Raw genomic sequence first — 25,774 nt, 5'->3', positions numbered from 1 at the left:
AGAACCATTTCATGTTTCTTTTTTTTTGTATATTAAATACTGTACATAATTATCAAAGCCATGAAAATACTATTTTCCTTTATCCTATTGGTGATGTCTCTATTCTCATATGCACAACAAAAAGCGGACTGCCGGTTATTAAAATATATTTTAGACCGCAGCAACGCAAAGGTCTTTAAACTTCAATTTATAGAAGATAAGCATAAAGCCATCCTACTTGTTGACACCTCCGCTTTTTTCGATACATGTACTTTAACTGTGGCAGAAGGAAGAACATTCCAGGTAGCTCATAATGCCAGATATATGAATGATGCCGACATTCTTCGCGTATATGTATCGCCCAAAGAAGAGAAAAATTATCAGATCAGTCTTTATTCCAAAGACAGTCACGGTATTTGCACTACAGATATAAAGGTAAAAAGAGGGAAAGTTCATTGGTCCAAAATACGTTGCGGCACTTTGGATTAAACCACTCTTTTATCTGGCCAATAAAACATATCTAAATGGAGATAACGAAAAATGCGAAAATTATCATCATCGACGCACAAAAGGATTTTACGCATCCCGCAGGCTTATACGCTTCCAAACACCCAGGCATCACACAAATACTGGCAGCAAAGAACCAGGTCAATCATCTGCTGGCATCGCTGGATAAGGAAAAATTTGTGATCATCCGCTCCGACTACCAGCCCGGCCAGTTTGAACAAGGGGTATCCATGTGCATTGCGGGGACTACCGGTAATCAGCTGGATATTAATGTAGATAACCATTTCAACATCTTCACAAAAACAGCACACAGTTCCTTTTCTTCCCCGGATTTTAAAGCATATGCAAAAGCAAGTGGCATAAACACACTGATTTTAAGCGGCTTCCTCGCAGAATATTGCGTAAAACAAACCGCACTGGACGCACTGCAGGAAGACTACCAGGTTTACCTGTTGACAGATTGCATCGGCACCGGCGATGACGTACAAAGCAGAATGGACAGCATGTTATTGGAACTCACACAAAAAGGCGCAAAACTACTGCATAGCAAAGAACTGCTGTAACGAGTCGCCACGGAGCTAAAATTATTTTTGTAATATTTCCCGATCCCGCAAATAAATTTCCCGATCCTGAAAATCCCCCTTACGGACCCGCCATAACTTCGCAGGCTATAATCCAACCTCGAGATATGCACAAACATTTACTATTGCTATTATGCATCCTGCTACCAGGAGCATGGCTCTATGCACAGGATAAAACCAACATTACCGGCCAGGTAACCACTTCCGATGGCCAACCAGCGCCGGCGGTAAAGGTAGTCATCAAAAACAGCCACCGCAATGCCACCACCAATGAATCCGGCAATTTTATATTCCGCAACGTGGAAGCAGGTCATTATGAACTGGAGATTTCCCTGTCAGGCTACCAACCGGTAACACAGGAAGTAACGGTTGAAAAAGGACAACGCGCCCATGTAAACATTGCGCTCAGCATCCCCGTAAAAGCGCTGCAAGCCGTAATTATCACCGGCAACAAGCAACGACTCACCAGGATCAGCAGCGAATATGTGGCCAAGATGCCGTTAAAGAATATCGAGAATCCGCAGGTATATACTTCCGTTACCAAAGAGTTGCTACAGGAACAAATGGTGGTGAGCTATGCAGATGCTATCAAAAACATACCCGGTGTGGTTATGCAACTTGAAAATAACAGTGCAGGCGGCACCGTTACTTCCCGGGGCTTTTCGACACAGTCGTTTCTCCGCAATGGTATTCCCGGTAATATTGGCGGTGGCACCGTTGATCCGGCCAATATCGAAACACTGGAAGCCATCAAAGGCCCTTCCGGCACTTTATACGGCAGCAGCTTTGTTTCTTTTGGCGGCTTGTTTAACCGGGTTACCAAAAAGCCATTTGATCATTTTAAGGGAGAAGTTGCTTATACTGTTGGCAGCTATGGCCTGAGCCGCTTCACGGCCGACGTAAACACGCCGTTGAATAAAGAAAAAACATTGCTGTTCCGCTTAAATGCGGCTAAACACAATGAAGGCAGCTTCCAGGACGCAGGTTTTAAAAACTACGTATTCCTCGCGCCTACCCTCACCTACAAAGTGGATGATAAAACCACCCTCACGGTAGACGCAGAATACCGCAACGAAAAAGGCAACAGCTTTTACCGCATGTTCGCCGACGGATCTTATGCTACCGGCGTACGCAGTCCGAAAGATCTGAAGATCGATTTCAGGAAACGATTCAGCGGCGATGATATTACTACGGCCAACACCGCAGCCAACCTTTACCTGACACTGGATCACCAGCTGTCCGGCCAATGGAGCAGTCATACCAACTTCACTTACCTCAGCAGCACTGCCAATGGTTTGAGCGGTTACCTGAGCATGAAGCCAGGTAATGACTCCCTGATACGTAATATGAACTACACCGAATACAGCAATGCCAACGCCATAGATTTCCAGCAAAACTTCAACGGCGATTTCAGGATTGGACATATGCGGAACCGTTTGGTAGCAGGTATTGACATTTACAGCGTGACCACTAAAAGCAGCGGCGCCCCTACGCTTCCATTCGATGTGATCAGCGCTTCCAAACCCGGTGCCGCCTATACGCAACTGACAAAGCTTGCCTTACTGGATCGTTTTAAAGGAATGGCCTATACCAAATCCATCGCACAACAAAACATCTACAGTGCCTACCTCCAGGATGTGCTGAACATCACCGACCGGTTTCTCGTGATGGCCTCTGTACGCATCGACCGCTTCGATAACCGTGGCACGAAAAATATTACCCGTGATACCACTACCGGGAAATATGCGCAAACTGCCGTTTCGCCTAAATTCGGACTGGTATACCAGATTGTAAAAGATCAGTTGTCCGTATTCGCCAATTACATGAACGGTTTCCAGAACATCGCACCAGTGCAACAACCCGACGGTACCTTCAGCAGCTTCAAACCCAGTCAGGCCAATCAGTTCGAAGGGGGTTTCAAAGCGAACCTGCTCAACGGGAAACTTAACGGAAGTATCAGCTACTACCAGATCAATGTAAAGGATATCACCCGCATGGATGTGCCGGACCGCCCTACCTATACGGTGCAAAATGGTACCCAATACAGCAAAGGCATCGAGGCTGAAATTACAGCGACACCGGCAAGGGGATTTAATATTATCGCAGGTTATGCGTACAACGACAGCAAAATCGAAAAAAGCAACCCTACACTGGACGGCTTCCGCCCCATCAGCGCAGGCCCCGCAAATACAGTGAATACCTGGCTGAGCTACCGTCTTTACAGCGGTGCACTGAAAGGACTCGGGCTGGGTGTTGGCGGCAACTACGCCTCCGATAATAAAGTAATCCTCAGCACCACAAGTGAATATGCTTTACCAGCCTATACGATCGTGAATGCAGGCATCTCTTACGACAAACCCCGGTTTGCCATCGCTTTTAAAGTCAATAATATCAGCAACCAGGAATACTGGGTGGGATGGAGTACCACGATTCCGCAAATGCCGCGTAATTTCAACGGCAGCGTGGCATTGAAATTCTAATCTGTAATACCATACATAAAATAAGAAGGCGTCTCAAAATTGAGACGCCTTCTCTTCTTCAACTCGACTCCACTGTTTATACACAACTATTTTCCTATCGTTGTATTCAAAAACTGCTCGTCCTTATCCACACAGGCCACTGCCTGCAATCTTGCTGCAGGATTCCGGATGGTAAAAGGCGTGGCGGATACATAGTTGCGCATACGGCAGCCTACCATGGATACTGTCAGCAGTTCATTGCCCTGGATCAGCATATAATCATACGACTGTCCCAGGTTGGTTAAGGCGCCATTGCCACCGGAAAACGCTTCCACATTGGTAAGGGCGGTATGACCCTGTCCTTCTATGATGATCGGATGTGTTTCTTCCACGGTGGCGCCGGCATTGGCAATAATAGATCCCTGTGCAATCTGCCAGTTCCGGTTCTTGGCGTTGTTGCCACCTTTGTAAATACCCACGGCTACACAATCCAGGTTGAAATTGGTCAGCTGTCCATAACTCTCGTCTCCCAAATAAATACCGCCCCAGGTAGCAAAAGTAAACAGGTCCATCAGTTGCGCATTGTCGGTATGATTTACGGAATACGCATATGTTTTTTGTTTCACTACATTATCTATTACTGCTTTGGAAAAGCGCAGCCCCATCTTCCGCATAATAGCGGGATTAATATGACAGTGGAGGAAACGCGGAATATCATAGCAGTAGTCTATGCGGATAAATTGCCCGCTCAACGGGTAGCCATAGCAATGTTCTATGAGAATCAACTCACAGATCAAAGCTTTGCTGGCATTGAAGTCCATAGCCAGGTATTCGCCGTAAAAAGTAAGCCTGGACAAAGTAACACCTTGTGTGCTGGATGTTTTGCTGACCTGTATCGTAGCCGGGTAAGGAATGATCTTAGCCGGATCTGTTAATTCCTGGTTGGCATACCAGAACTGGATACCTTCTATGCGGGTAGACGATTCCACGGTGATAAAAGGTTGTTCTGCATCCACTATACGGAATACACTGCCTACCGGCGCGTTTTTGTCCGGGTGTTTGGTCCCGCGCGGCACAGGACCATTGGCCCCTACCAGCGATACATTCGGCTTCAGAATGATCCCGCTTTTAATGGTGTATGGAATATCTGATGGCTCTACAAATAATGCAGCTCCGTGTACGGAGGCCCAGTCTATGGCCTTTTGCAGGTTTACCTTATTTACTTCTCCCGAATTTCCCGGCAAAACATTAAACGCCCGGATACTTTTAAAAGGTACATCTGCAAATCCCATAAGACGGGTACCTGTCAACAACAACAATAAAAACAGGGTTCTCATGTCAATCATTTAATGGTGAAGATTATCGTACCGGCTTCGTGGCGCCAAATCCGGCTTCTCCATGAAACCAGCGGCCGGCCTGGCCTGTAAGCCACAAATAATAATCGGAAGCCAGATCGCTTTCTATGCCCACAAATTTCTTGTCGGCATGTAACGGTAATTCCCCTTCCCTGGCGCATTTATAGATAGCAGTGCCCTCATCAATCTCATCAAACATCGCTACATATAAGGATTGTGCTCCCGACAAACGGGCACCTGCTACCTGTTTCCATAAGAAATCTCCTTTCAGTCGCGGAATGGAATTATACGCGGCCACATCATTCTTTAAATTGCCCCAGCTGAAACCCGGGAATACCAACGGCACATAATCTACTTTATTGGTGTTGCACCATTGGATGTCTGCGGCCAGTTCGCCACCGGCTACATTGCTGTAGCTGTTGTTGTCATAGCGGCCCACTGCCCATGGCATAATAATATCCGTACGTTTGATAAGCGCATGTAACTGCGCAGAGTTTTCTGTATCATTTTTCAGGGAACGCCAGTAGTAAGGCACACCCAGCATAATAGATACTTTGTTGCCTTTGCCTTTCAGCTTGGTCACCAGCTGGTCTACATTGGCAATGGTGTATTTCCTGTTGTCATTAAAACCAACACCCCAGATCGACAACAACGGTTTGCCCTTATGCCGCACATACGTAGGATGTTTTTTATTGTCAAACAGGGAGAATAAGGTCTGGAGTTCATTCCAGTCTTCTTCCAGGTAAGCTACATCTTCACTGGTACAACCACTGAGGTCATACATCACGCAAATGGCGCGCTGGTATTTCTCCGCCGCTTTCAATGCATTCTCCAGCACTTTATTGAAATGTCTTTTTCCTTTTGCATTCGAAGATTTGATTTCTCCTACAAAACGCTGCATAAACACGCCGTCGATGCCGTAGTCTTTCATCCATTTAAAATGCAGGTCTACGCTTTCTTCGTCATAAGGACTATACAGGTAAGCATCTGTTCCGCCGGGGAACTGAAAAGGAGATTTATATTTTTTGGTGTATTCGCTCATGTCAGGCCAGAAATCAACCGCAGAGCAGCCGGGTAAGAATCCGCCACAGTTACCATTCTGATAGTGGTACCATCCTCTTTCGGAGGCATCACCGGCAGCAGCAAACCAGCCCTGGTAGCCCGCCATCACAAGATTTTTATAGCTCTTGTACAAACAGCCGGTTTCATCATACACCACGTCCTCATTAACAGGAGGATTCACTGTTGGTGGTGTAGTATCATCGCCATTTTTCTGACTTTTGGAACAGGCAGTAGTTACCACGCAGATCATCCAAATAAAAAAAAGCCAACTTATTTTTTTCATACCATCAGGTTTTTAGGAAGATGAAAGAAGCCCCGCCTTTCGGCGGGACTCTCTCTATCGTCGCGGATGAATCAAATGTCCAGTCTTACTGCGGGCCGGTAGTTAGGCTTCGCCTCTCCGGCATCAATGAGTGCGCCTACCCGGAAGTAGTATTTGTTACCGGGTTTCAGCGTGTTGCTGTTCGCCGCCAGATCTATCTCCAGGGTATACACATGGGTAGGATCGCTGGGAGCGTTCAGGTTGATTTCAGACGCTACCAGGCGCATCGGCTCACCAACCCTGGCATCAGAGTGTGCGTACAACCCTATTTTCTTCACATTGTTGATCACATTCTGTTCCAGTTTGAAAGTGGCTACCACCTTGGTGCCGCTTTTTACAATACTCACATCCTGCACGCGGATGTAAGGCGTAACGGAAAAGTCGAGCGTCGTTTGCCCCTTAATGTCCACTACCTGTGAGTCTACCGGCAGAAAATTACCACGTACAGGTGTTACCGTATAAGTGTTGGCAAAGAGCATGGTATTGGCGTAAGTACCGTCTGTTTTTACGATCAGCGCCTGTGGCGTGCGGGAGGCATACCCATGTTCTATGATTTCAATGGTAGTACCCAGGATAATGTCCTGCTCTATCAGCTCCTTGGTTTTAACATCCACGAAGCGGCCTGACAGTCCCGCCGTAGGCCCGTCGTAGTTATCCTTTTCACAGGAAGTCATTCCCAGTGCCAGGGCAGTGGCAAAGAATATATATTTCAGCTTGTTCATAATATCTTTTTTAGAATCACACATTAATACTGCGGGTTTTGAATCAGGCCGTTGGAGCCGATCCCCGGAATTGGCCGGTAGTAGGATTTAGGCTGGAATGTCTTGGTATTCGTATTGGGCACATCTACACGGACAAAAATGTACTTGGTGGCCGGTAAAGCGCGCAAATCTCTCAATGGCAGCAGGGAGTGCAGCATACGGTTATTGAATTCGGTATGATATTCCCTTCTGCGGATCAGGTCCCAGAAACGTTTGTTTTCAAAAGCCAGTTCTACTTTGCGTTCGCGCTGTACGTTGTCGGAGGTCAGCGGAATGTCGGTAGTATGAGCGGCTCTTTTACGGATATCGTTCATCACTTTGGCGGCAAGGGCAGCATCTCCTGTTCCGCTTTCCACCACGGCTTCTGCATAGTTGAGCATTATTTCAGCTAACCTGAAATCGATGAAGTCGGTAGTGCTCTGGTTCCATCCCGGAACGATCGGCGCATTCTGGTTCATAAATTTCTTGAAAGAGAAACCGGTGCGGGTGTTATTACCACCGTAGGTGTCAAAGCCGGAATACTGGCTGGTACTGGCGGCGCCATAAGTATAATAGGTAGTACCGCCAATGTCGATATGATCATTGGTACGGATTACCGCGCTGCCATCAGGTTTTACATAACCTGCCTGGATGATGATCGGGATACTCTTCCAGAGGGTAGATGGCAGGATCGCAGTTCCCCATAAACGGGCATCTTTATTTTTAAAGATGTCGTTTGGCGTATCGAACTGGATGTAAGTACGGGAAGCTTTATACCCGTTGTAATCGGTGATATTGCCATCGGTAGAAGTTACTACCGGTGAGGAATGCCCCGGATTATCATAGCTTTCGTAGCTGTCTACCAGGTCCAGGGTAGGATTCATCCTGCCTGGGTGAGGCCATCCGTTGGCTACCTGTGCGGGTTGATACCAGATATCGTAGTTATGACCGAGGAAGGCGCCGGGCAACGTGTATCCTTTTGCAAAGATCACTTCTTTATTGGCGGGATCCTGGAATAACTGGCGGTAGTTTTCTGCTGCTGCTGCCGGGTTTGCCGGGTTTGGCATAAACAGTTCAAATTTACCGGCATTGATCAGCGCCAGGGAAGCGGATTTACAGGCTTCGTAGTAAGCAGTGGCAGCACCAGCTTCCATGCCAATCAGTTTGGCATTTACTGCGGCACCGGACATAGGCGCACGTGCACCGAATTTGGCCAGTGAGGCCGCATGAAGGGCTGCTCTTGATTTCAGCGCATAAGCTGTCCATTTGGAAGCTCTTCTGCTTACCCCGTCTCCGAGGTTAGCGATAGCCTGATCACAGAGTTCCAGCACATAATCCCAGGTTTCTTTTTCAGTGCTTCTCGGTACTTTCAGACTTTCTGCGTCACCGGTATATTTTTGGGAACCTTTGATAATGGATACGCCACCATATCTTTTTGCCAATGCGAAATAAGCGTAGGCTTTGATAAAGGCGCTTTCTCCTACCAGGGCTGCTTTTTCATCCTCACGGATCGCTAATGTAGGAATCGCATCAATCAGCAAATTTACATCGCGGATCAGCTTATAGGAGCTTTCCCAGCAGTTAAAATCTCCATCTCCCACAAAATCACCAAACTCGGTATGTACTGCTTCATCAGTAGCCATGGCCGGTGCAAATCCACCATTGTTGGGATCGCCGCTGTTCCAGTTAAAACCGTTCCGGAAGTAGGTAAAGTCCTCGATCGGTAACTGGTAATAAAGATTGGCCATGTATAATTTCACGCCTTCCGGATCGCCAAACAGGGCTTCCGCAGGGATTTTGTCGGTAGGCTTCAGATCCAGCACTTTATTACAGCCGGAAAACAACAGGCCTGATGCCAACAGTATAGTAAAGGAAAGTTTATTGATAGTCATGTTGCGTGCTTTTAGAAGTTGACGTTGATCCCGAAATTGTAATTCTTCGTGAGGGGATAATTGAAACCGGCATTGAAGAGACCTTCCAGTCTTTCAGGATCAAACGCTTTTACGAATGGATCTGTAATCGTGAAGAGGTTAAAGCCGTTGGCAAAGATCCTGATCTTCTGGATGCCGCTGCCACGCAGTAACTGCGGACCAAAAGTATAACCCAGTTCCAGGCTTTTTAATCTCACATAGGAAGCGTCTTTTCTCCATACAGAGCTTTCTGCATACATTTTACCTACGTCGCCGTTAAAGCGGGAAGCTGGCCATTTGCCGGGAACCCATGCACTCTTTGGATCATAAGGATCTGCTTTATGCCATCTGTCGAAGAAGTAAGCGGGTGTGTTACCACGGAATGCCAGCATCTCTGCATATACTTCGCTGAAGCGTACGGTATACATAGCAGAACCCTGGAACAGCAGGTTCAGGTCAAAACCTTTATAGGCTGCACCAATAGAAAGACCGTAGTTGATTTTTGGATTCTTACCACTTGGGTTCTGGTTGTCGTTGTTACCATTGGCACCGGTAAACATCGGCAGCATATCCCTGTCATCTATTACACCATCGTTGTTATTGTCAGCATATTTAAAATCGCCGGGCAACTCGCGGATATTCGCCTGTCCGCCATTCTGCAATGGCCAGTTGGAAATTTCGTCCTGGTTCTGGAACTGACCGAGGTAAGTATATCCCCAGATCACATCATTGTAACGGTAGTCGGTACCATTCCTCCATTTATCATAGCTGTTCTGATAAGCACCTCTTTCTACATACAGATTTTGTGCACGGTAGAAGTTGAAGTTAGCGGAGATATTATAGGAGAAGTCACCAATGCGGTTATTATGCGTAATGGTAAACTCCACCCCCTGTACGCGGTCGCTGTTCAGGTTTTCTTCCGGTAAGCCGGCGCCGAAAGTATTTGGTAAAGACACATTCCTTCTCGCTGGCAAACCTGTTCTTGTTTTACGGTATACATCCGCTTCCAGCCCCAGTTTGTTGTTCCACAAACCGATGTCGATACCCAGATCCGTTGTTGTATTTACGGCCCAGGTAAGGTTAGGATTGGTAATACCGGGAGCAGCTGCACCATTGGTCAGGGCACCGTTTACAAATTCATATCTTCCGCCACCTGTGGTGGAGAAACCTGGAATCCACTGAAACGGCGCACCCACGTCTTCACCCATTTTACCATGGGAAGCACGCAGTTTCAGGTTAGACAGCGCTGGAACCTTGTTTTTCAGGAAAGGTTCTTCAGACACCCTCCATCCACCGGAAATTACCGGGAAAAAGCCCCATCTGCTGTTAGAAGGATACGCATAGTTACCCATGTAACGGAACGCAAATTCTATGAGGTATTTTGATTTGTAATCGTAGTTAAAGCGGCCTAACAGGGACTGGTAGGCAGATTGTCCTTCGTTACCACCGTTGGTCATACCTGCTTCGGAAGCACCGCCAAGCTGATCGGTGGTATAAAAGCTATATAATCTTCTCAGGTCACCGTTGCGGTTCCAGGATTGCTGTTGCTCAAATACCAGGGAGCTTCCGATGTTGTGCTGGCGGGCAATGCTGGTGTTGTAGTTCAGCTGCGTCTGTAAAGTAAGGCGGTTGCCATTTCCAAAACCGTTGCTGATAGCGCCGGTACCTACACGCTGTGGCGACTTAATGTATTCTTCATTTACATAGGTATAGAGATTATAGGGCTTGGATACATCTTTTCCCTGGTAGCTGTTCATATCATATGCGGCCAGTCCTTTTATGGACAGCCCTTTTACGAAAGGAACGGTATAAGTCAGTGCCAGGGAGGTTTGTACGTTGCGGTTCACCGTTTCGCTGTAACCGGTAGCGCCTCTCTGCGACAGCAGCAGCGGATTCTGGTTGGAAGGTGTTACCACCGCAGGATATTCCGGGTTGCCGTTGGCATAAGGCTGCTCTGTAGGCAGCGTTACGCGGGTACCTTTAAAGATGTTGAAGAAGTTTTCACCGGGAGAAGTTTTCTTGTCATAACGGCCACCGATGAGTACCTCTGCTTTCAGGTTCTTGGTGAGTTCGGTAGTGATGTTGGAGCGCAGGTTGAAACGCTGGTAGTTCAGGTCATTGCTACGCAACAAACCACCTTCGCCGAAATAACCGATACTCATGAAGTACTGGGTTTTGTCGGTTCCACCGGTAGCAGACAGGTTGTGCTGATGTTGGTTGGCTGCTTTCTTCATGGTAACATCGTACCAGTCGGTAGAGCCATAGCCGGGAACACCGTCGATCCATTTCTGTAATTCTTCTTTCGACAGGAAGGGAGCGCCGGTACCTAATACCGCTGCGTCGTTACGCATCTGCATCCATTCGGAGGCATTCGCCATGCGGGGTACATCGGTTGGTTTCATCATACCCACCGTACCGGAGTAGTTGAAAGCAGTTTTACCTTTGGCGCCTTTCTTTGTGGTAACAATCACCACACCATTACCGGCGTTAAATCCATAGATGGCGGCAGAAGCATCCTTCAGGAAGGAAATGCTTTCTACGTCATCCGGGTTCAGTCGCTGGAATTCGGATGATCCATCTCTCACAATACCATCTATAACATATAATGGTGTACCGAAACCACGTATATTAATCATGTTATCGAAGTTCCCCGGCTCACCACCCAGCTGACGTACCATCAGGCCGGCAACTTTACCCTGGATTTTCTGGGCAAGGCTCACGTTGGTGGAAGTCTGGATTTCACGGGCAGTAATATTCGATACCGCACCGGTGAGGGTTTCTTTTCGTTTGGTACCATATCCCACTACTACTACTTCGCCCAACTGATCTTCACCAGCCGACAAACTAACGTTAATGGTAGTACGGCCATTAATTCTTTCGATGGCGCCTTTCATTCCCATAAAGGAGAACGCCAGTTCTGTGGCACGGGCATCTACATTGATCGTGAATACCCCCATGGCATTGGTGGTGGCACCGGAACGGACAGGAGCATTGTCATTCACCGTTACACTTACTCCCGGTATGGGAGCGCCGTCTTTGGCGTCTGTGACTTTACCGGTAATGGTCCTTTGCTGGGCAAGCAGACCTAACGGACAGATACATATTAAAAGGAATAGGTAATAGATTTTTTTCATAACGTTACTATTGCATTGGATAAATTTATTTTTTGCAAAACAGTCACCGGTTGATTCTTCCTGGTGATCACCACCGGGCATTACGGTGGAAAGAAATGAATACAGTACATCATACATACTTGATTTTGGTTACTAAGTATAAAGGGTAAATTCAACACATATTTTACGGCCGACTATTGATGCGTATCAACAAAACGTATTAATAAGGATGTTGTCTGATGGAAACATATCATACGGGATATACCTGTCCGGAGGAATATAAATTGCTTCATGATCGTGGAATCTTTTACTTCAATATGCTGCTGCAATAAATTAACGGGTTCCTAATAAACCGGTTAACGAACCGACTAATTGGGAAATTAATTTTTCAGACCCCTTCTAAATAAATGATTATCAATATATTAAATTCAATTAAAAACATCAGAAAGCGATGTGCGACACCCGATTTTTAAAAAAGTGGAATAATTAATTATTCTTAGGAATAATTTTATAATATTGCTCCGGGGATAATCTGAGATAGTATGTAGCGTTAAAAAGTACTGTACCACGAGCCAACTGACGGAGCTAATTTGATGATGAATGGTTACCCTGGTTCAACCAAGTTAAAAACGACCTACTGGCATAAACGGGACAAATATTGTCCACGAGTTAGTTATTGATGTTACTGTTCACGTTGATAGAATTCCGATATTAATTACACCAGCGTCTTAGCCAGGTAATTATTTTATACTCCTTATTAGATAGAATGGATCGAATATTTAGATATATCTTTTGCGTATGCGCTGTTTTTCTTGTTAGCCACGAAGGATATTGCCAGTCACATGGTTTGCAGTTCCTGAGCCATGAGGTGGTACAGGAGAAAAGAACGTCCCTGCACCTTACGCCCACTGCGCCCATCTGTTTACAACAAAATACCGAACTCTCTTTCGATCTTACCTTTCTGCCTTATCATGAAACCTATTTCGGGTACATTGTACGGCTGATCACCAGTACCCACCAGAGTATCGACCTGGTGTACAACCAGCGGCTCGCCCGCCTTAATTTTGTTATCGGGGAAAATTATATCGGGGGATATAATATAGACTCATCGCGGCTTTTCGGCAACTGGAGCCAGGTGCGCATCAAATTCGATACACACCTGCAGGAAGCGTCATTCTATATGAACGACCAACTTATCAGCAAAGGCAAAGGCAATTTTACCGCCGGTACCTGCTGCAATATCTATTTTGGCGCCAACAGCTTTGAAGGATTTCAGACGCTGGATATTCCGCCGATGAATATCAGGGATATCCGGATCCGGGAAAACGGACAACTGAAACATTACTTCCCCCTGTCCGAAAGCAAAGGAAATGAGGCCATAGATGAAGTAGCAAAAAGAGTAGCTGAAGTCAGAAATCCCCTGTGGATCCGGCCCAAGCACCGGAAGTGGGAAGAAGCGCTTGACTTCAACACCAAAGGCGCTGCCAGCATAGCGTTCGACAGCAAACGGGAGGTACTGTATATCGTATCACTGGATTCGTTATACGAACTATCTTTCAGCAATATGCAGCTCAAAGGGGAAAAACTGGCCCGCAGCCGGCAGCTGCTGCCTCCCGGTAATCAATCCGTTTTTGACCCCGTTAATAATAAACTGTATAATTTTTATGCAGATGAAAAACGGGTCAGCACCTATGATGCCGCCACGAAAGAATGGGACGTGAACTTCACCACGGATTCCCTCACCGTATTCTGGCAGGTGAATAAATGCTATTCTCCGGTCGACTCCTCCCTGTACGTGCTGGGTGGCTACGGACAATTACAATATAAAAACCTGTTGCAACGCTATCATTTCCCTACCAAAACCTGGGAAGTAGTACCCTACGGCGGCGAAAAACCAATGCCCCGCTACCTGACCGCACTGGGTATGAATACAGCGAAAGATACCCTCTATATTGTGGGGGGCTATGGCAGCAAATCGGGCGACCAGGGCATTAACCCGCAATATAGCTACGACCTCATGGCCTATAGCATCCGGGACCGGACTTTCCATACTGTGCTGGAATATCCCAAGCCGGAGCGGCAATTCTGTTTTGCCAACAGCATGATCACCATTCCCGGCAGCAGTGATTTCTATGCACTTATTTATCCTACCGATAAATTCAATACCTCCCTCCAACTGATCAAGGGCAACTTCCATACACCCGAATATCAATTGATGGGTGATGCCATTCCGTATTCATTTTATGACATCGCTTCTTTTGCCGATCTCTATTACTGCCCGCTCAGTAAAAAACTGGTGGCAGTTACCCTCTATAATTCAAAAGAAAATATTACCAACGTTAAAGTACACACGATCTTTTTTCCACCTAATGAAGCCGGTCCGTGGACGGCTGCACCTATAGAGAAAAAAGCATACTGGTGGTACCTGTTTGTAGTATTAATTGCTGCAGGAGCTGGCTTCCTCCTCTACCGGAAAAGAAAATCTCCTGTTAAAGCAGTGATACCTGCTGCACTGCCGGCCCCCGCCCTTGCAACTCCCTTTGTGGAAAGTGAAGCGCCGGCGGATATACCCGTTCCGGTAGCCGTACCACCTGCTATCACACCTCCTGCAGAAGAAAACAGGGAAATTGCAGCCATCTTTCTTTTCGGACCGTTCGAAGTATTTGACGCACAGGGCCAGGATATTACACAACAATTTACACCGCTCTTAAAAGAATTATTCCTGTTGCTGCTGATCTATTCATTAAAAGATGGCAAAGGCATTGCACCGGAGAAACTCTATAGCACGCTATGGCCCGATAAACTACAGAAAGATGCCAAAAACAATTACTCCGTTAATATCCTGAAACTGAAGAACCTGCTGGAGAAAGTAGGCGATTACCAGGTAATAAAAGAAGCCGGCAAATGGCGGCTGGAAATACACAACGAATCTATTTACATCGACTACCAGCAATATATCAGGCTGTCGGCAACCCGCTCACCGATGGACCGGAACTGGATGCTGGAGTTATTGCACATCGCCGGCAGAGGTGCCTTCCTGAAAACAAGCCAGTACGAATGGCTGGATCATATTCGGGCGGATATCTCCAACTATATCACGGATGCCATCCTCTCTTTTTTAACGACCACCGATATGGCCAGTGACGCAGAACTGATTGTGCGGCTTAGCAACTGCCTGTTCTTTTTTGACACGCTGAATGAAGAAGCATTGGTGCACAAAAGTAAAGCGCTGATACTGCTGGGACGCCATGGCATGGCCAAGGAAGTGTACCAGCGGTTTGCTAAAGAATACAAAGAAAGCTACGGACAGGATTTTGAAAGATCCTTCCAGGAAATAACCGGGCATACCCACTAAAGGACAAGCAGGTTTACGTTTTTCCTGAAAATAAAATAATAAAGACTGCACCGCATATATATAAAAGGCCCCGGATGTAATTACCCGGAGCCTTTATTTATCATACGCTCTTTTTTATTGCACAATCGCTGTTTTCCCATCCAGTTGCCAGCCCTGCTGCATTTTCACGCCCATCCAGGCCAGTGCGTTCACTGCCAGATCCATGGAATGAGGTACCAGCAAAGTGGCATCCACATCTGAAGGATTCAGGATATCTTTTTTTACATCCCATTGCAAACCATTGGAGATGACCAGATCTGCCCCGGTACGGCTATAGTCCCTGATGATATTGCCCGTAGGACCTTCGTTTGCTTTCCAGTAACCGATCAGTGAAGAATAGGCCGGATGCAGCGGGGTAACCGGCCGGAAGGCCCAGTCGTAGATCACTGATTCCGGCAATACACTGTTCCAGACGCGGATATCTGCAATATAGTTATCGCCGGAAGAGCCGTCGGTGTAGTTCAGCGTACCATCAGTACCCACCACAAAAGGAAGTCCTGCATCAACAGTGCCCATGCCTTTAATACTGGGCCCGGAAACAAAGTACTTTCCATCTTTATAAAAATTCACTACCCCCTGCCGGTCGAAGGTCACCGTGATATGATGCCATTTACCATCTGCTACCGGCGGCCCGGTACGCACGTCTATCCTGGATGCCGAGGCCCCACGGTAGTTGAGCCGGATGTTGCCGCTGGTTTTATATATTACCCAGCCAATATTTCCTCCGGAGCCCCAGTTTTTATTTGACACAATACCATGGTCATCACCACCGGCATAGGTAGTTTGTATGTTAAACTCAATCGTAAAGTTCTGTGCATCCCCAAAATGAAAGGCTTCGTCCTTTGTATAAGCTGCATGATCTTTTCCATCCTTCCGGTAGAAGAAGGGGAAAGTGCCTTCATAAGGCACATTCAGCAAAGGCATCTCCTGCATCTTACCTGTAAAACTCCTGTTGTAATACAACAGGAAGTTATTACGCTCCGCAAAACTGCTTCCTCCATAAGTGCCCTGATCTGTACCACCATGATTGGAGGCAATGATCACCAGCCAGTCTTCGGAAGCATAATTTTTACGGCTGCGCATAGCGCCCAATACCTCTCCTATATAAGCATCTGCCTGGTGAATAGCTGTCGTGTAAGCATCAGCGTTATCCGAGAATCCATTATTTACACCTGCTGTATGTACACTGCTGAGTGCCACTACCAGTATATCAGGATCGCTGTGCTGCAATCTCCCCACGGCACTGTCTTTGGTGGCGGCATCATTACCGGTGGTCTTTACCAGTGTGTTTCCCTTCAGCAGGGTATCATTGAGCGAAGTGCTGCTGCTGATAGCGGTAATATCCAGTTTTCTTTCACCAAACCGCTGCGTGAAAGCAGGATAGGCCGTGAATTGGTTCCCTGTATAGGCCGCACCGGATACCCCATTTTTATAATTAATAACTCCCGTAAACAGACTGGCCCAGGACGCCGCATCGGCAGTAGCCGTATCTGTTACCGCATCCCAGCTATAGATACTGTTGGGTAACAGCGCCTTCATATTGGGAATGTCAGCATCCCGCACTACCTGTCCGCGTGCACCTTCAATGGCTATCACCAGTACTTTCTTCCTGATAGCAGGAGGCAACGAGTCGGTGGCAACGTTATGTTCAAATAATGCCGGTTTGTTACAACTACCGGCCAGCAATAATAAAAACGCTGATATCCGTAATAATGAATGTCTGATCATGATACATCTTTAAAATCAGGGAATAATTAAGGCAGCCAGGAAACACCATCGAGGTTCCAGCCTGGATCAACTGCTATATGCAACCACGACAACAGGGTAGGCAGCACATCTACTGTTTGCGGTACCGGCGCCGGTATTGCTCCGTTACAAAAATCGATTTCCTGTGTAAGCCACTGGGCGGGATTATGCAGTGTCAGATCGCGTTTAAGCGGACCGGCATCTGTCAGTTTATTACCCGTGTTCTCTATTCCTTTCCACCAGCCTATCATGCGGGAATAATATGGATTAGTGACCTGTACGGTATCACAGTGATTATATTTCTGCATATCGGCCTTGGCCCATACGGTGTCCCATATACGAATATTAGCCAGTTGAAAATCTGCGCCGCCATCCGTTTCGCGGTAGGTACCGGTAATGTCTTCTCCAACTGCCAGTTTAATATCATTACTGGGAGCAAAAGGCGACAGGTTATTTAGTGAGCTGGTTCCCGCCTGTACCCCATCCTGGAACAATACCACCGTACCCGGCGCAGTGCGGCGGTCCACTGTAATAGCGATGGTGTGCCACATGTTATCTGTGATAGCCGGACCGGTGGAGGTAAGATCCACCCTGGCGCCACCTGCGCCGTCGCCCGCCTGAAACTTCCATTTATCACTCCCCTTCGGACATAACAGCCAGCCAGCGTTGTTTCCACTGGCCCAGTTTTTATTACCGATAAAAGAAGGATCATAATCGAAGCCGGCACTACGCACCGACAAGGCTACTGTAAACTGTTTAATACTATCAAAATTATACAGCGGATCTTTGCTGTAGGCATAATCCCCGATCTCTGAATAACGGATCGCTCTCAGGGAATTCAGCGGTGGTACTACCTCCTTTTTCGTGAATTTCTTATTGGAGATAATGGTGAAAATATTCCGTTCCGGGAAACTGCTGCTGCCTTCTGTGTTGCCGGTACCACCGTGATCGGAGGTAACGATAATGAGCCAGTCTTCTTTTTCCTTCTCCGGACGGCTGTTCAATGCCGTCAGCAGATCTCCTACATAACCATCTACCGTAGTAATGGCCGACATATACTCAGGTACAGCCGGGCCATAGCCCCTGTTGTGCGCCGTTGTCTGCACCTGGCTGAAACCTACCACCACAATATCTGCGGGATCTGTTTTAAGCCGGTTTACGGCCGAATCACGAACAGCAGCATCGTTATCAGGCAAACTTACGGTTACATCGGCCTGTGTTACCAGCTGATTGTTTACCGCTGGCCATGCTTGCAGCGACAATGTCCGGAGCTGGGGCAGCAATGTTTTCAGGTACCGGAACCCCATAGGGAAACGGATGAAACGGTTACCCGCAAAAGTATTATCCGTAACGCCGTGTTTATCGCTCCATACGCCGGTCAGCAGCGACGACCACGTGGCGCCGCTATTGGTGGGCGCCTGTGTTACAGCATCAAAACTATACACGGCATGGGGAATTAAACCCAGGATATTGGGAGCAGTTGCTTCGCGCATGGCATCGCCACGCACCCCTGAAATACCGATCAGCAATACCTTTCGCTTCACCCCATTCTTTACCGGTGCCTGCGTGGTGTCGTTGGGGTCGATATCATTGGGGAGGCCCACTACTGCCATCTTTTCTTTGAAACAGGCTGCCAGCAACAATAGCAGCAACACCGGAAACAAGGGAAATAATTTCTTCATCATATGGATTAATATCGTAGTAACATAATACTGTTCAGTGGAAGCAGGTCGTAGCGGCTGAAACTACCTGCCATAATTGTTGCATTGCCATTGGGTACATTCAGCATAGTGGAAATAGATCCGCTGAGACCGCCCATCGTATTGTAGCCGTTGCTCATCTTACCATCTTCATCCAGTATCACTGTACCGGCGCGTTTCACCCCGGAAAACGTGTCGAAAAAACCGGCCACAAAAATCTTCCCGTTTTTCAACTGGATGGCACGCGAAGGCAGTCCGTTGGGCCCCGCATTCACGCCAACGCCTACACTAAAACCATTGTACAGGGAACCATCTGCATTCAATACTGCCAGCCGGTGCGCTTCTTTACCGTTTACTTTGGAAAATACCCCACCAATCAGGTAACGCCCGTCTTTCAGCAGCTCCACAAAGTTGACACGATCATCAGGACCAGCACCGGTGTTGAAAGTGTTATCAATACTGCCATCTGTATTGAGCCGTACTACAGGACCCGTCGTTTGTCCATGGTAGCGGGTAAAAAATCCGGCCAGTATAATTTTGCCATCCGGCTGTATCTGCGAAGCGGTAACAGGGCCGTTGGCGCCTTCATAGCTGCGGCGGCGCGCCGCATCATAATTAAAGGTGGAGTCGAAGCTACCGTTTTCATTGAGCCGTACCAATCCTTCCATGCGTATACTGTCTGTCATCACAGAATCACGTTTACCATCCGTGGTAATACCTGCAAAATTCTTGCGCATGAAATAAGTAAAGTTGCCTACCAGCACCAACTTGCCACTATCGGGCGTTTGCAGGATATTTTCAACAGAAGCATCGAGATACGCATTTAACGCAGGTACGGTATCATGGTTGCCCAGCTGTGTTACTACCACGGTACTGTCGTATGCTCCACCAGGAAGTAATCTTACAATATTGCGTACATAACCGCCTTTAAAGCGGTCGTCATAGTTATTGATGCTGCCGCCGATGATATACTTTCCGGAAGCCTGCACTGCTACACAGGTAACAAAACCGTCTATCCCTTTGCCCACCTTAAAATCGCGATCCAATGAGCCGTCGGGGTTAATACGCGCCAGGCCTTTGTAACCATTTTTTGCGCCGGAGTTATCATAATCGGTAAAGCTGCCTCCAATGAGGTATTTGCCGCCCGGTACAAAACCAATCGTAATGATGGTGTTTTTATCAGCACCGGGTACGGAACGGAATTGCAGATCAGGAGTAACAGGACCGGTTACACGAAAAGTAGGCCCCGCAAACAATTGCCTGTTTACCGTGAGTGATATAATACCACTGCTGGCATTATCGGGCACTTTTGCGGTGATAGTCGATTCGGTAACAGTAGTGATCGTTGCTGCCACTTCATTGAATTTCACCACCATGCCACTGTCCTTATACTTCAGAAAACCACTACCGGTAATAGTAACCGTAGTGCCAGGCACTCCGGCTGCCGGATCTGCGGTGGTTTTGTCTATTTTGATATTCAATGGCGCCCTGGCATCTGCGTAAGGGTCCTTCCCAACGTAGTTGTCTTTCTTACAGGCCATGAGCAGCAACAAACCTGCCGCTGTCCTGGTTAAATATGTTGTGATGTTCTTCATGGTCATTGCGTTACTTTAGATATTCTTCTACCAGTCTGGAAAAGCTCCGGCTGTCAAAACCAAATGAATGCTCATCATCAAGTACATGAACAATTCCGTTACGAGTCTGCATATCAGAACTGGCCACATTACCTACAATGTTATTCGGGGTTTCGAGACTTCCCACATCGATAAGCAGCAGCTTACGCGGACCTACATCCCGGGTGCCGTTATAGTCGGAAAACAGTACCCCAAGCTTCATCACATAGCCCTGCCAGGATTCCAGGTTCATTCCCGGGTACAGATCCTGTTGTGAGTACAGGAACCTGGGTACATCTTTCAGCATATACTTATCCCTGAAAATATACCGGGAGAGATATTTCTGCCATACTTCCCCCGGTACATCAGCCAGGGTAACGGAGTCCTGGAAATTCTCGTAGCGGCTCCTGTTGATGTCATCCATCACCTGTTTAACGGTATGATCTGTCGGCGCAAAAAAAGTAACGGACGAGTCGCGGAGTACTTTCTCCAATCCTGCCAGTTGTACAATGGTGGCGATACTGTCAAAAAAATAAGGTTTGGATTGCAGGTACTCAAAACTGGAACCTGCGTATTTACCCGACTGTAGTCCGGAATCATGATAGTAATCTTTTTTACAGGCAGAGAAGCTTACTGCCGCTAGCAGTACCAGTAAACCCAGGATGCCGGTTTTTCCGCGTAATAGTTGGGCCTTGCTCATTTTGTCCAGTAGGTATTTAGCGTAATGTTAGGATTGAAGTTTCTTGCCTTTGCATCGATGGGCCAGGTCCAGCCGCCATGGGAGAACTGCTCCGGTGTCAGAAAACTCTTGCACTGGGTGGGATCTGTTACACGGCCGGTGCGTACCAGGTCGTACCAGCGTACTCCTTCCCCGATCAGTTCCCGCTGCCGCTCCAGGAAAATAAACTGTTTCAGCGCATCGTTGCCGGTACCACTATAAGCCGGCGCGCCGGCGCGGGCCCTTACCAGGTTCAGCAACCGGATCGCCTCCCCATCCTGGTTAAGATTGGCCAGCGCCTCCGCTCCCAGTAACAGCTCGCCGCTATAGCGGAACATAATAAGATCATCATCGAGCAACCAGGAAGTAGAAGTGGCCATGTTCACCACATTGCTGTATTTCACAAACATGGCGCTGGTGTTGTTGGCGAAAGGAGAAAAGAACCAGAGATCCAGCCGTTTATCGGGCATATCCGATGGGAAGATCTTCTTCAGGTATTCGGCGTCAAAATAACAGTCGCTGGTCGCGTAATCCAGTACCAGCGGTGAGTGCAGCGTCCACTGGCCGATACTTACATACCGGGTGGTAGTTCCGTAGTTGGCATTTACCGAAAACTCAAACAGACTTTCTTTTGTGCGTCCCTTGAAGATCTTACGGAAGTCTTCTATCTGCAACAGATCAAATGCCTTTGACCCTTCCATTGCTTTAATAGCTGCTGCGGCGCCCTGCCAGTATTGTTGCTGATTGGCTTTATCAAAACCGGCCGCCCACATATTGGCATTGGCAATAAGTGCATACACCGCACCTCTCGCTGCACGTACGCCCCATTTGGAAGGCTCATCATATTGCCAGGGCAGATCATCTTTGATGGCCTCCATTTCCGCCAGGCAAAATTTCAATACATCTACCATAGGGGTGCGGGGCAAGGGCCGCTGATCATAGGCGTCTACATATAATGGCACATCTCCGTAAATACGTGAAATGTAGAAATACGTAAACGCCCGTACGAAACGGAGCTCCGCCACATACTGCTTTACTTCTCCCGGTGTTAATGCCTTTACATCCGGTACCCGCACCAGGTCTATATTACAGGCAGCAATAGACTGATAGAAAGGATACCAGTCGCTCAGGTCTTTCATGTTATAACGACTCAGCCGGCTATTGTTGGTCAGGTCCTGTGCGGCCACAGCTGCAAATACATCAAAGCTGCCGGCTGTAAACTCACCCGCCCGTATATCGCCATTGGCCGGCACATAGGGGCCTTTTGTGAGAATATCGAATATAAAGCCGTAAGCATTCGCAATGGCAGACTCCACATCCCCCTTCGTTTGCCAGAAGGCGGCATCACTCATGCGGTCTGGTGGCGATACATCGAGAAACTTCTTGCAACTCCCGGTGGCCAGCAATACTGATCCTATCAGGCAGTAATAAATTATACGCTTCATACCAGGTTTTTTAAAACTCAACATTTAAACCGAATGACAAGGTTCTTGAAATAGGATAGGTATCCAGGCGGTCGCGCCCCAGTTCCGTTACGGATTCCGGGTTAGGTCCGGAGTATCCGGTAAACAAAAACGGATTTGTAACGGTAGTGTATACACGCAATGCATTCATATGATACTTCGACGACCAGGCACGGTTAGCTGTGTAACCAAACGTGATGGCGTTAATCTTGATAAAGCTTCCATCTTCCTGGAACAGCGTCTGTAATGCCCGGTAGGAATTTGTCAGCGATCTGTAATTGTATGGGTCGGGATATTTTGCTACATCACCGTTTCCAGTCCAGTAGTTCAGGTCATTCAGGTTTACCAGGGTACCGTTATCATAAGGTGAACGCAGGTTATCCATCCGCTCCGATAAGGCGTTATTGATCAGATCCCGTTTAAAAAGTACGGTACCATTAAAGTTCAGACTGAAATTCTTATAGGTCAGATAAGAGCTGAAACCACCGGTGATCCTTGCTACCGGCGTGCCGGACACCTGCTTGTCGGTTTCATCTGTTACATAGTTGCCGTTTACATCCTGGAACTTTACATCCCCGGCATGATAGAAGCCGTTGTCGCCGTTGCGGTAGCGGTAACCGGTAATCGGATCTACCGGCACATCATCATCTGTGCGGTATACGCCCTGTGTTACATACAGGTAGTTGGACAACGCACCATAGCCCACCCGGTTCATCACCGTTTTATCATCCGACAGCATCTGCGTGGCCTGACCCGGTAGCGATAATAATACATCCCGGTTAATAGCGGTATTCAGGTTGATGGTCCAGTTGATCTTAGAAGTAGGCTTAAACGGACGGAACGTAACACTCACCTCATAGCCGTAGTTATACAGGGACGCATCATTGGTATACGTCGAAGAAAAACCGGTAGAAGTAGCCAGCGGACGGGTATACAGCATATTGTATACCGTTTTCGTGTAGGCGTCGAAGGTAAGTCCTACCCGGCCGTTGAAAATACTCATATCAAAACCGTAGTTAAACTGCTCCACTTCTTCGGGCTTCAGATACGGATTGGGCATCAGGCCCAGATGCGGCGATACACGGGTCACACCGTTATAGTTGCCCGCCACATCATACCATCCAAGGGAAGCGTAGATATCCGTGGTTGGCCGCAGGTTCACGCCGTAACTAAAGCGGATATCACCGAAGTCCAGCCATTTCTTATCGGCCAGGAAATTCTCCTTGTTGAAATTATACCGTACCCCTACAGAAGGACTTTGTGCCCAGCGTTCCTTTATACCGGAATAAGAGTTACCATCTGCGCGGTAATTAAAGTTCACTACATATTTTTTGTCGTAATCATAACTGATGTTCGCCGCCAGTGCCACGGAATGTACTTCAGAAAAGCCACCTGCCACCGGGATACCAGACACGCCGGAATAATAGGTAGTCATACCCAGCGGACCGTGGTAATAGTCATTGGGCGCGTTTGTCTGGTTAATCACCTTATTCTGCACCTGCGCAATGGTAGCCTCTGAAAACACAGCGGCATAAATACTGTGTTTGCCTTTGAATACATTGTTGTAGTTGATGGCACTGCGGTTATACAGATTATTCTTTCTTCCGCTGTAGCCATAGATGCCGGGCTGATCGCTATTGGCCAGCGCAGGGATAAAGGTATCTTCCTGATCCGCCGTGTAGTCGTAACTGGTATTTGTCAGCAGTTGCAGATGCGGCAGGATCTCATACATGATATTGAGGTAGGTACGGATATCGTAGGTACGTGTATCATTTTTCCGGAACATGGCGCCGGTGAACTGTCCTACGTTATTGAAATAGGAAGGACCGGGATACAGCGAAGAACTGATGCTGCTGCCGGCGCCTACATCAGTGAGGCCGTTACCGCTGCCTTTCAGTTTTTTACCAAGACCGGCAGACAAATAACCCGACACCTGCAATCGTGGATTGGGATTGAAGTTGATGTTCTGGTTCAGTGAATACCTGTCAAATCCGGTATTCTTAATAACACCGCGCTCGTTATAAAAATTCACGTTTGTTTTATAGTTCAGTTTCTGGTCTCCACCGCTCACAGATACGTTATGCGTTTGGTTGTAGGTTACCTGGTAATAGATATCCTGCCAGTTGGTAGAATTGTTATAAAATGGATTGAGACTATCCGAGAGAAACCCATTAGTGGAAATGCGGTGAATTTCATCTTCATTCAGGGTGTTCATGATCATATTCACACGATAATCCCTTTCTGCCTTTCCACCAATAGTGTTGCGAAGCGATGGAGGAAAATTGATGAACATATTACCCGCGTACCGGATAATGGGAACAGCAGATTGCCCCCGGCGGGTAGTGATAACGATAACGCCGTTGGCCCCACGGGAACCGTACAGCGACGTAGCTTCCGCATCTTTCATCACGTCAATGGATTCAATATCTTCCGGTGGAATCAGGGAGAGTGGGCTGGTTCCTGGTCCGTTCGACTGGAATCCATATTCAAACCCTGCATTGGCATCTACCGGTACACCATCAATTACGTACAGGGGTGACTGTGGCGTCAGGTAAGCGTTGTTTCCCCCACCTTTTACCATTACCTGAGATAATCCCCGGATGGAGGCCGATCCCCGGAAACCGGGCGCCCCGGTTGTCTGTGAAATATTTAACCCCGCTACGCGGCCCTGCATCAACTGTTCAATGTTAGATACCGGTACATCCTGTATGTCCTTGGCCGTAATACGTGTAACCGATCCCGTTACTGTTTCCCGGGTACGCTTCTGGTAACCTACTACAACTGATTCTTTAAGCGAAGTGGCCGAAGGCTTCAGCGATACCGTGATCGCAGCCCGGTTATTCACCGCTATTATCATCGGCTCAAAAGAAATAAAACGCAATTCCAGTTTTGCATCCGGTGCTACCCGGATATTAAATTCCCCTTGTCCGTCGGTGATGCCAATAGCTTTGGGTTTGCTGCCTGCTACCTGCAGAAATACTGATACACCCGGCAAAGGCGTATGATCGGTGGCGGCTACTACCCTGCCTTTTACTGCTATCAGTTTATCCTGCGCCAGCACCAGTTGCGTACTGAACAGGAACAGCCATAGTACTTGTAGATATAATTTCAT

At 47.5% G+C, this 25,774-nt stretch carries 15 protein-coding genes; 4 read left to right on the top strand and 11 right to left on the bottom strand.

The window, feature by feature from the left end; all coding sequences use genetic code 11:
* Positions 1-60: 60 nt before the first annotated feature.
* The 3 genes from BMW79_RS11990 (at position 61) to BMW79_RS11980 (ending at position 3,547) form a co-directional block, all read left to right on the top strand.
* Complete coding sequence (locus BMW79_RS11990; RefSeq protein ID WP_089894984.1) at positions 61-468, top strand: hypothetical protein; 408 nt, start codon at positions 61-63, stop codon at positions 466-468.
* Positions 469-503: 35 nt separating this feature from the next.
* Positions 504-1,049: a cysteine hydrolase family protein gene (locus tag BMW79_RS11985; protein WP_089894982.1), complete on the top strand. Its 546-nt coding sequence runs from the start codon at positions 504-506 to the stop codon at positions 1,047-1,049.
* Between the two features lie 125 nt (positions 1,050-1,174).
* Positions 1,175-3,547, top strand: a complete 2,373-nt coding sequence (locus BMW79_RS11980) for a TonB-dependent receptor (RefSeq protein ID WP_089894980.1) — start codon at positions 1,175-1,177, stop codon at positions 3,545-3,547.
* Positions 3,548-3,633: 86 nt separating this feature from the next.
* Here BMW79_RS11980 and BMW79_RS11975 read toward each other — a convergent pair whose 3' ends face one another.
* The 5 genes from BMW79_RS11975 to BMW79_RS11955 form a co-directional block, all read right to left on the bottom strand.
* Positions 3,634-4,863, bottom strand: coding sequence for a hypothetical protein (locus BMW79_RS11975; RefSeq protein ID WP_089894979.1), 1,230 nt, complete (start codon positions 4,861-4,863; stop codon positions 3,634-3,636).
* A 22-nt stretch (positions 4,864-4,885) separates the two neighbouring features.
* On the bottom strand, positions 4,886-6,226 hold the full coding sequence (locus BMW79_RS11970) for a glycoside hydrolase family 71/99-like protein (RefSeq protein ID WP_089894977.1): 1,341 nt from the start codon (positions 6,224-6,226) through the stop codon (positions 4,886-4,888).
* 71 nt (positions 6,227-6,297) lie between these two features.
* Positions 6,298-6,987 (bottom strand): DUF3823 domain-containing protein, encoded by a 690-nt coding sequence (locus tag BMW79_RS11965; RefSeq protein ID WP_089896869.1) that lies wholly within the window; start codon positions 6,985-6,987, stop codon positions 6,298-6,300.
* A 23-nt stretch (positions 6,988-7,010) separates the two neighbouring features.
* The gene (locus BMW79_RS11960; RefSeq protein ID WP_089894975.1) at positions 7,011-8,897 is read right to left on the bottom strand and encodes a RagB/SusD family nutrient uptake outer membrane protein; all 1,887 of its coding nucleotides are present in this window, start codon (positions 8,895-8,897) and stop codon (positions 7,011-7,013) included.
* 11 nt (positions 8,898-8,908) lie between these two features.
* Complete coding sequence (locus tag BMW79_RS11955; protein WP_177192134.1) at positions 8,909-12,049, bottom strand: SusC/RagA family TonB-linked outer membrane protein; 3,141 nt, start codon at positions 12,047-12,049, stop codon at positions 8,909-8,911.
* A gap of 745 nt (positions 12,050-12,794) precedes the next feature.
* On the opposite strand from BMW79_RS11955, the gene BMW79_RS11950 reads away from it, so the two are divergent.
* Positions 12,795-15,383, top strand: coding sequence for a hypothetical protein (locus BMW79_RS11950; protein WP_089894971.1), 2,589 nt, complete (start codon positions 12,795-12,797; stop codon positions 15,381-15,383).
* A gap of 114 nt (positions 15,384-15,497) precedes the next feature.
* Here BMW79_RS11950 and BMW79_RS11945 read toward each other — a convergent pair whose 3' ends face one another.
* From BMW79_RS11945 to BMW79_RS11920, 6 genes are read right to left on the bottom strand one after another with little or no spacing between them, the layout of a single operon-like run.
* On the bottom strand, positions 15,498-17,150 hold the full coding sequence (locus BMW79_RS11945; protein ID WP_089894969.1) for a LamG-like jellyroll fold domain-containing protein: 1,653 nt from the start codon (positions 17,148-17,150) through the stop codon (positions 15,498-15,500).
* Positions 17,151-17,176: 26 nt separating this feature from the next.
* Positions 17,177-18,850, bottom strand: coding sequence for an alkaline phosphatase family protein (locus BMW79_RS11940; protein WP_177192133.1), 1,674 nt, complete (start codon positions 18,848-18,850; stop codon positions 17,177-17,179).
* 8 nt (positions 18,851-18,858) lie between these two features.
* Positions 18,859-20,463: a DUF5008 domain-containing protein gene (locus BMW79_RS11935; protein ID WP_177192132.1), complete on the bottom strand. Its 1,605-nt coding sequence runs from the start codon at positions 20,461-20,463 to the stop codon at positions 18,859-18,861.
* Positions 20,464-20,473: 10 nt separating this feature from the next.
* Positions 20,474-21,181, bottom strand: coding sequence for a fasciclin domain-containing protein (locus tag BMW79_RS11930; RefSeq protein WP_089894963.1), 708 nt, complete (start codon positions 21,179-21,181; stop codon positions 20,474-20,476).
* Positions 21,178-22,644 (bottom strand): RagB/SusD family nutrient uptake outer membrane protein, encoded by a 1,467-nt coding sequence (locus BMW79_RS11925; protein ID WP_177192131.1) that lies wholly within the window; start codon positions 22,642-22,644, stop codon positions 21,178-21,180. The genes BMW79_RS11930 and BMW79_RS11925 overlap by 4 nt, the downstream gene beginning before the upstream one ends.
* Positions 22,645-22,654: 10 nt before the next feature.
* On the bottom strand, positions 22,655-25,774 hold the full coding sequence (locus BMW79_RS11920) for a SusC/RagA family TonB-linked outer membrane protein (RefSeq protein ID WP_177192130.1): 3,120 nt from the start codon (positions 25,772-25,774) through the stop codon (positions 22,655-22,657).

Origin of the sequence: Chitinophaga arvensicola (assembly GCF_900110835.1) — a bacterium.
Classification (GTDB): Bacteria; Bacteroidota; Bacteroidia; order Chitinophagales; family Chitinophagaceae; genus Chitinophaga; species Chitinophaga arvensicola.
This window is presented reverse-complemented; position numbering and strand designations above follow the sequence as displayed.

Coding starts and splice junctions, on each gene's coding strand:
- BMW79_RS11990 (WP_089894984.1), top strand. CDS start 61: ATGAAAATACTATTTTCCTTTATCCTATTGGTGATGTCTCTATTCTCA.
- BMW79_RS11985 (WP_089894982.1), top strand. CDS start 504: ATGGAGATAACGAAAAATGCGAAAATTATCATCATCGACGCACAAAAG.
- BMW79_RS11980 (WP_089894980.1), top strand. CDS start 1,175: ATGCACAAACATTTACTATTGCTATTATGCATCCTGCTACCAGGAGCA.
- BMW79_RS11975 (WP_089894979.1), bottom strand. CDS start 4,863: ATGAGAACCCTGTTTTTATTGTTGTTGTTGACAGGTACCCGTCTTATG.
- BMW79_RS11970 (WP_089894977.1), bottom strand. CDS start 6,226: ATGAAAAAAATAAGTTGGCTTTTTTTTATTTGGATGATCTGCGTGGTA.
- BMW79_RS11965 (WP_089896869.1), bottom strand. CDS start 6,987: ATGAACAAGCTGAAATATATATTCTTTGCCACTGCCCTGGCACTGGGA.
- BMW79_RS11960 (WP_089894975.1), bottom strand. CDS start 8,897: ATGACTATCAATAAACTTTCCTTTACTATACTGTTGGCATCAGGCCTG.
- BMW79_RS11955 (WP_177192134.1), bottom strand. CDS start 12,049: ATGAAAAAAATCTATTACCTATTCCTTTTAATATGTATCTGTCCGTTA.
- BMW79_RS11950 (WP_089894971.1), top strand. CDS start 12,795: ATGGATCGAATATTTAGATATATCTTTTGCGTATGCGCTGTTTTTCTT.
- BMW79_RS11945 (WP_089894969.1), bottom strand. CDS start 17,150: ATGATCAGACATTCATTATTACGGATATCAGCGTTTTTATTATTGCTG.
- BMW79_RS11940 (WP_177192133.1), bottom strand. CDS start 18,850: ATGAAGAAATTATTTCCCTTGTTTCCGGTGTTGCTGCTATTGTTGCTG.
- BMW79_RS11935 (WP_177192132.1), bottom strand. CDS start 20,463: ATGAAGAACATCACAACATATTTAACCAGGACAGCGGCAGGTTTGTTG.
- BMW79_RS11930 (WP_089894963.1), bottom strand. CDS start 21,181: ATGAGCAAGGCCCAACTATTACGCGGAAAAACCGGCATCCTGGGTTTA.
- BMW79_RS11925 (WP_177192131.1), bottom strand. CDS start 22,644: ATGAAGCGTATAATTTATTACTGCCTGATAGGATCAGTATTGCTGGCC.
- BMW79_RS11920 (WP_177192130.1), bottom strand. CDS start 25,774: ATGAAATTATATCTACAAGTACTATGGCTGTTCCTGTTCAGTACGCAA.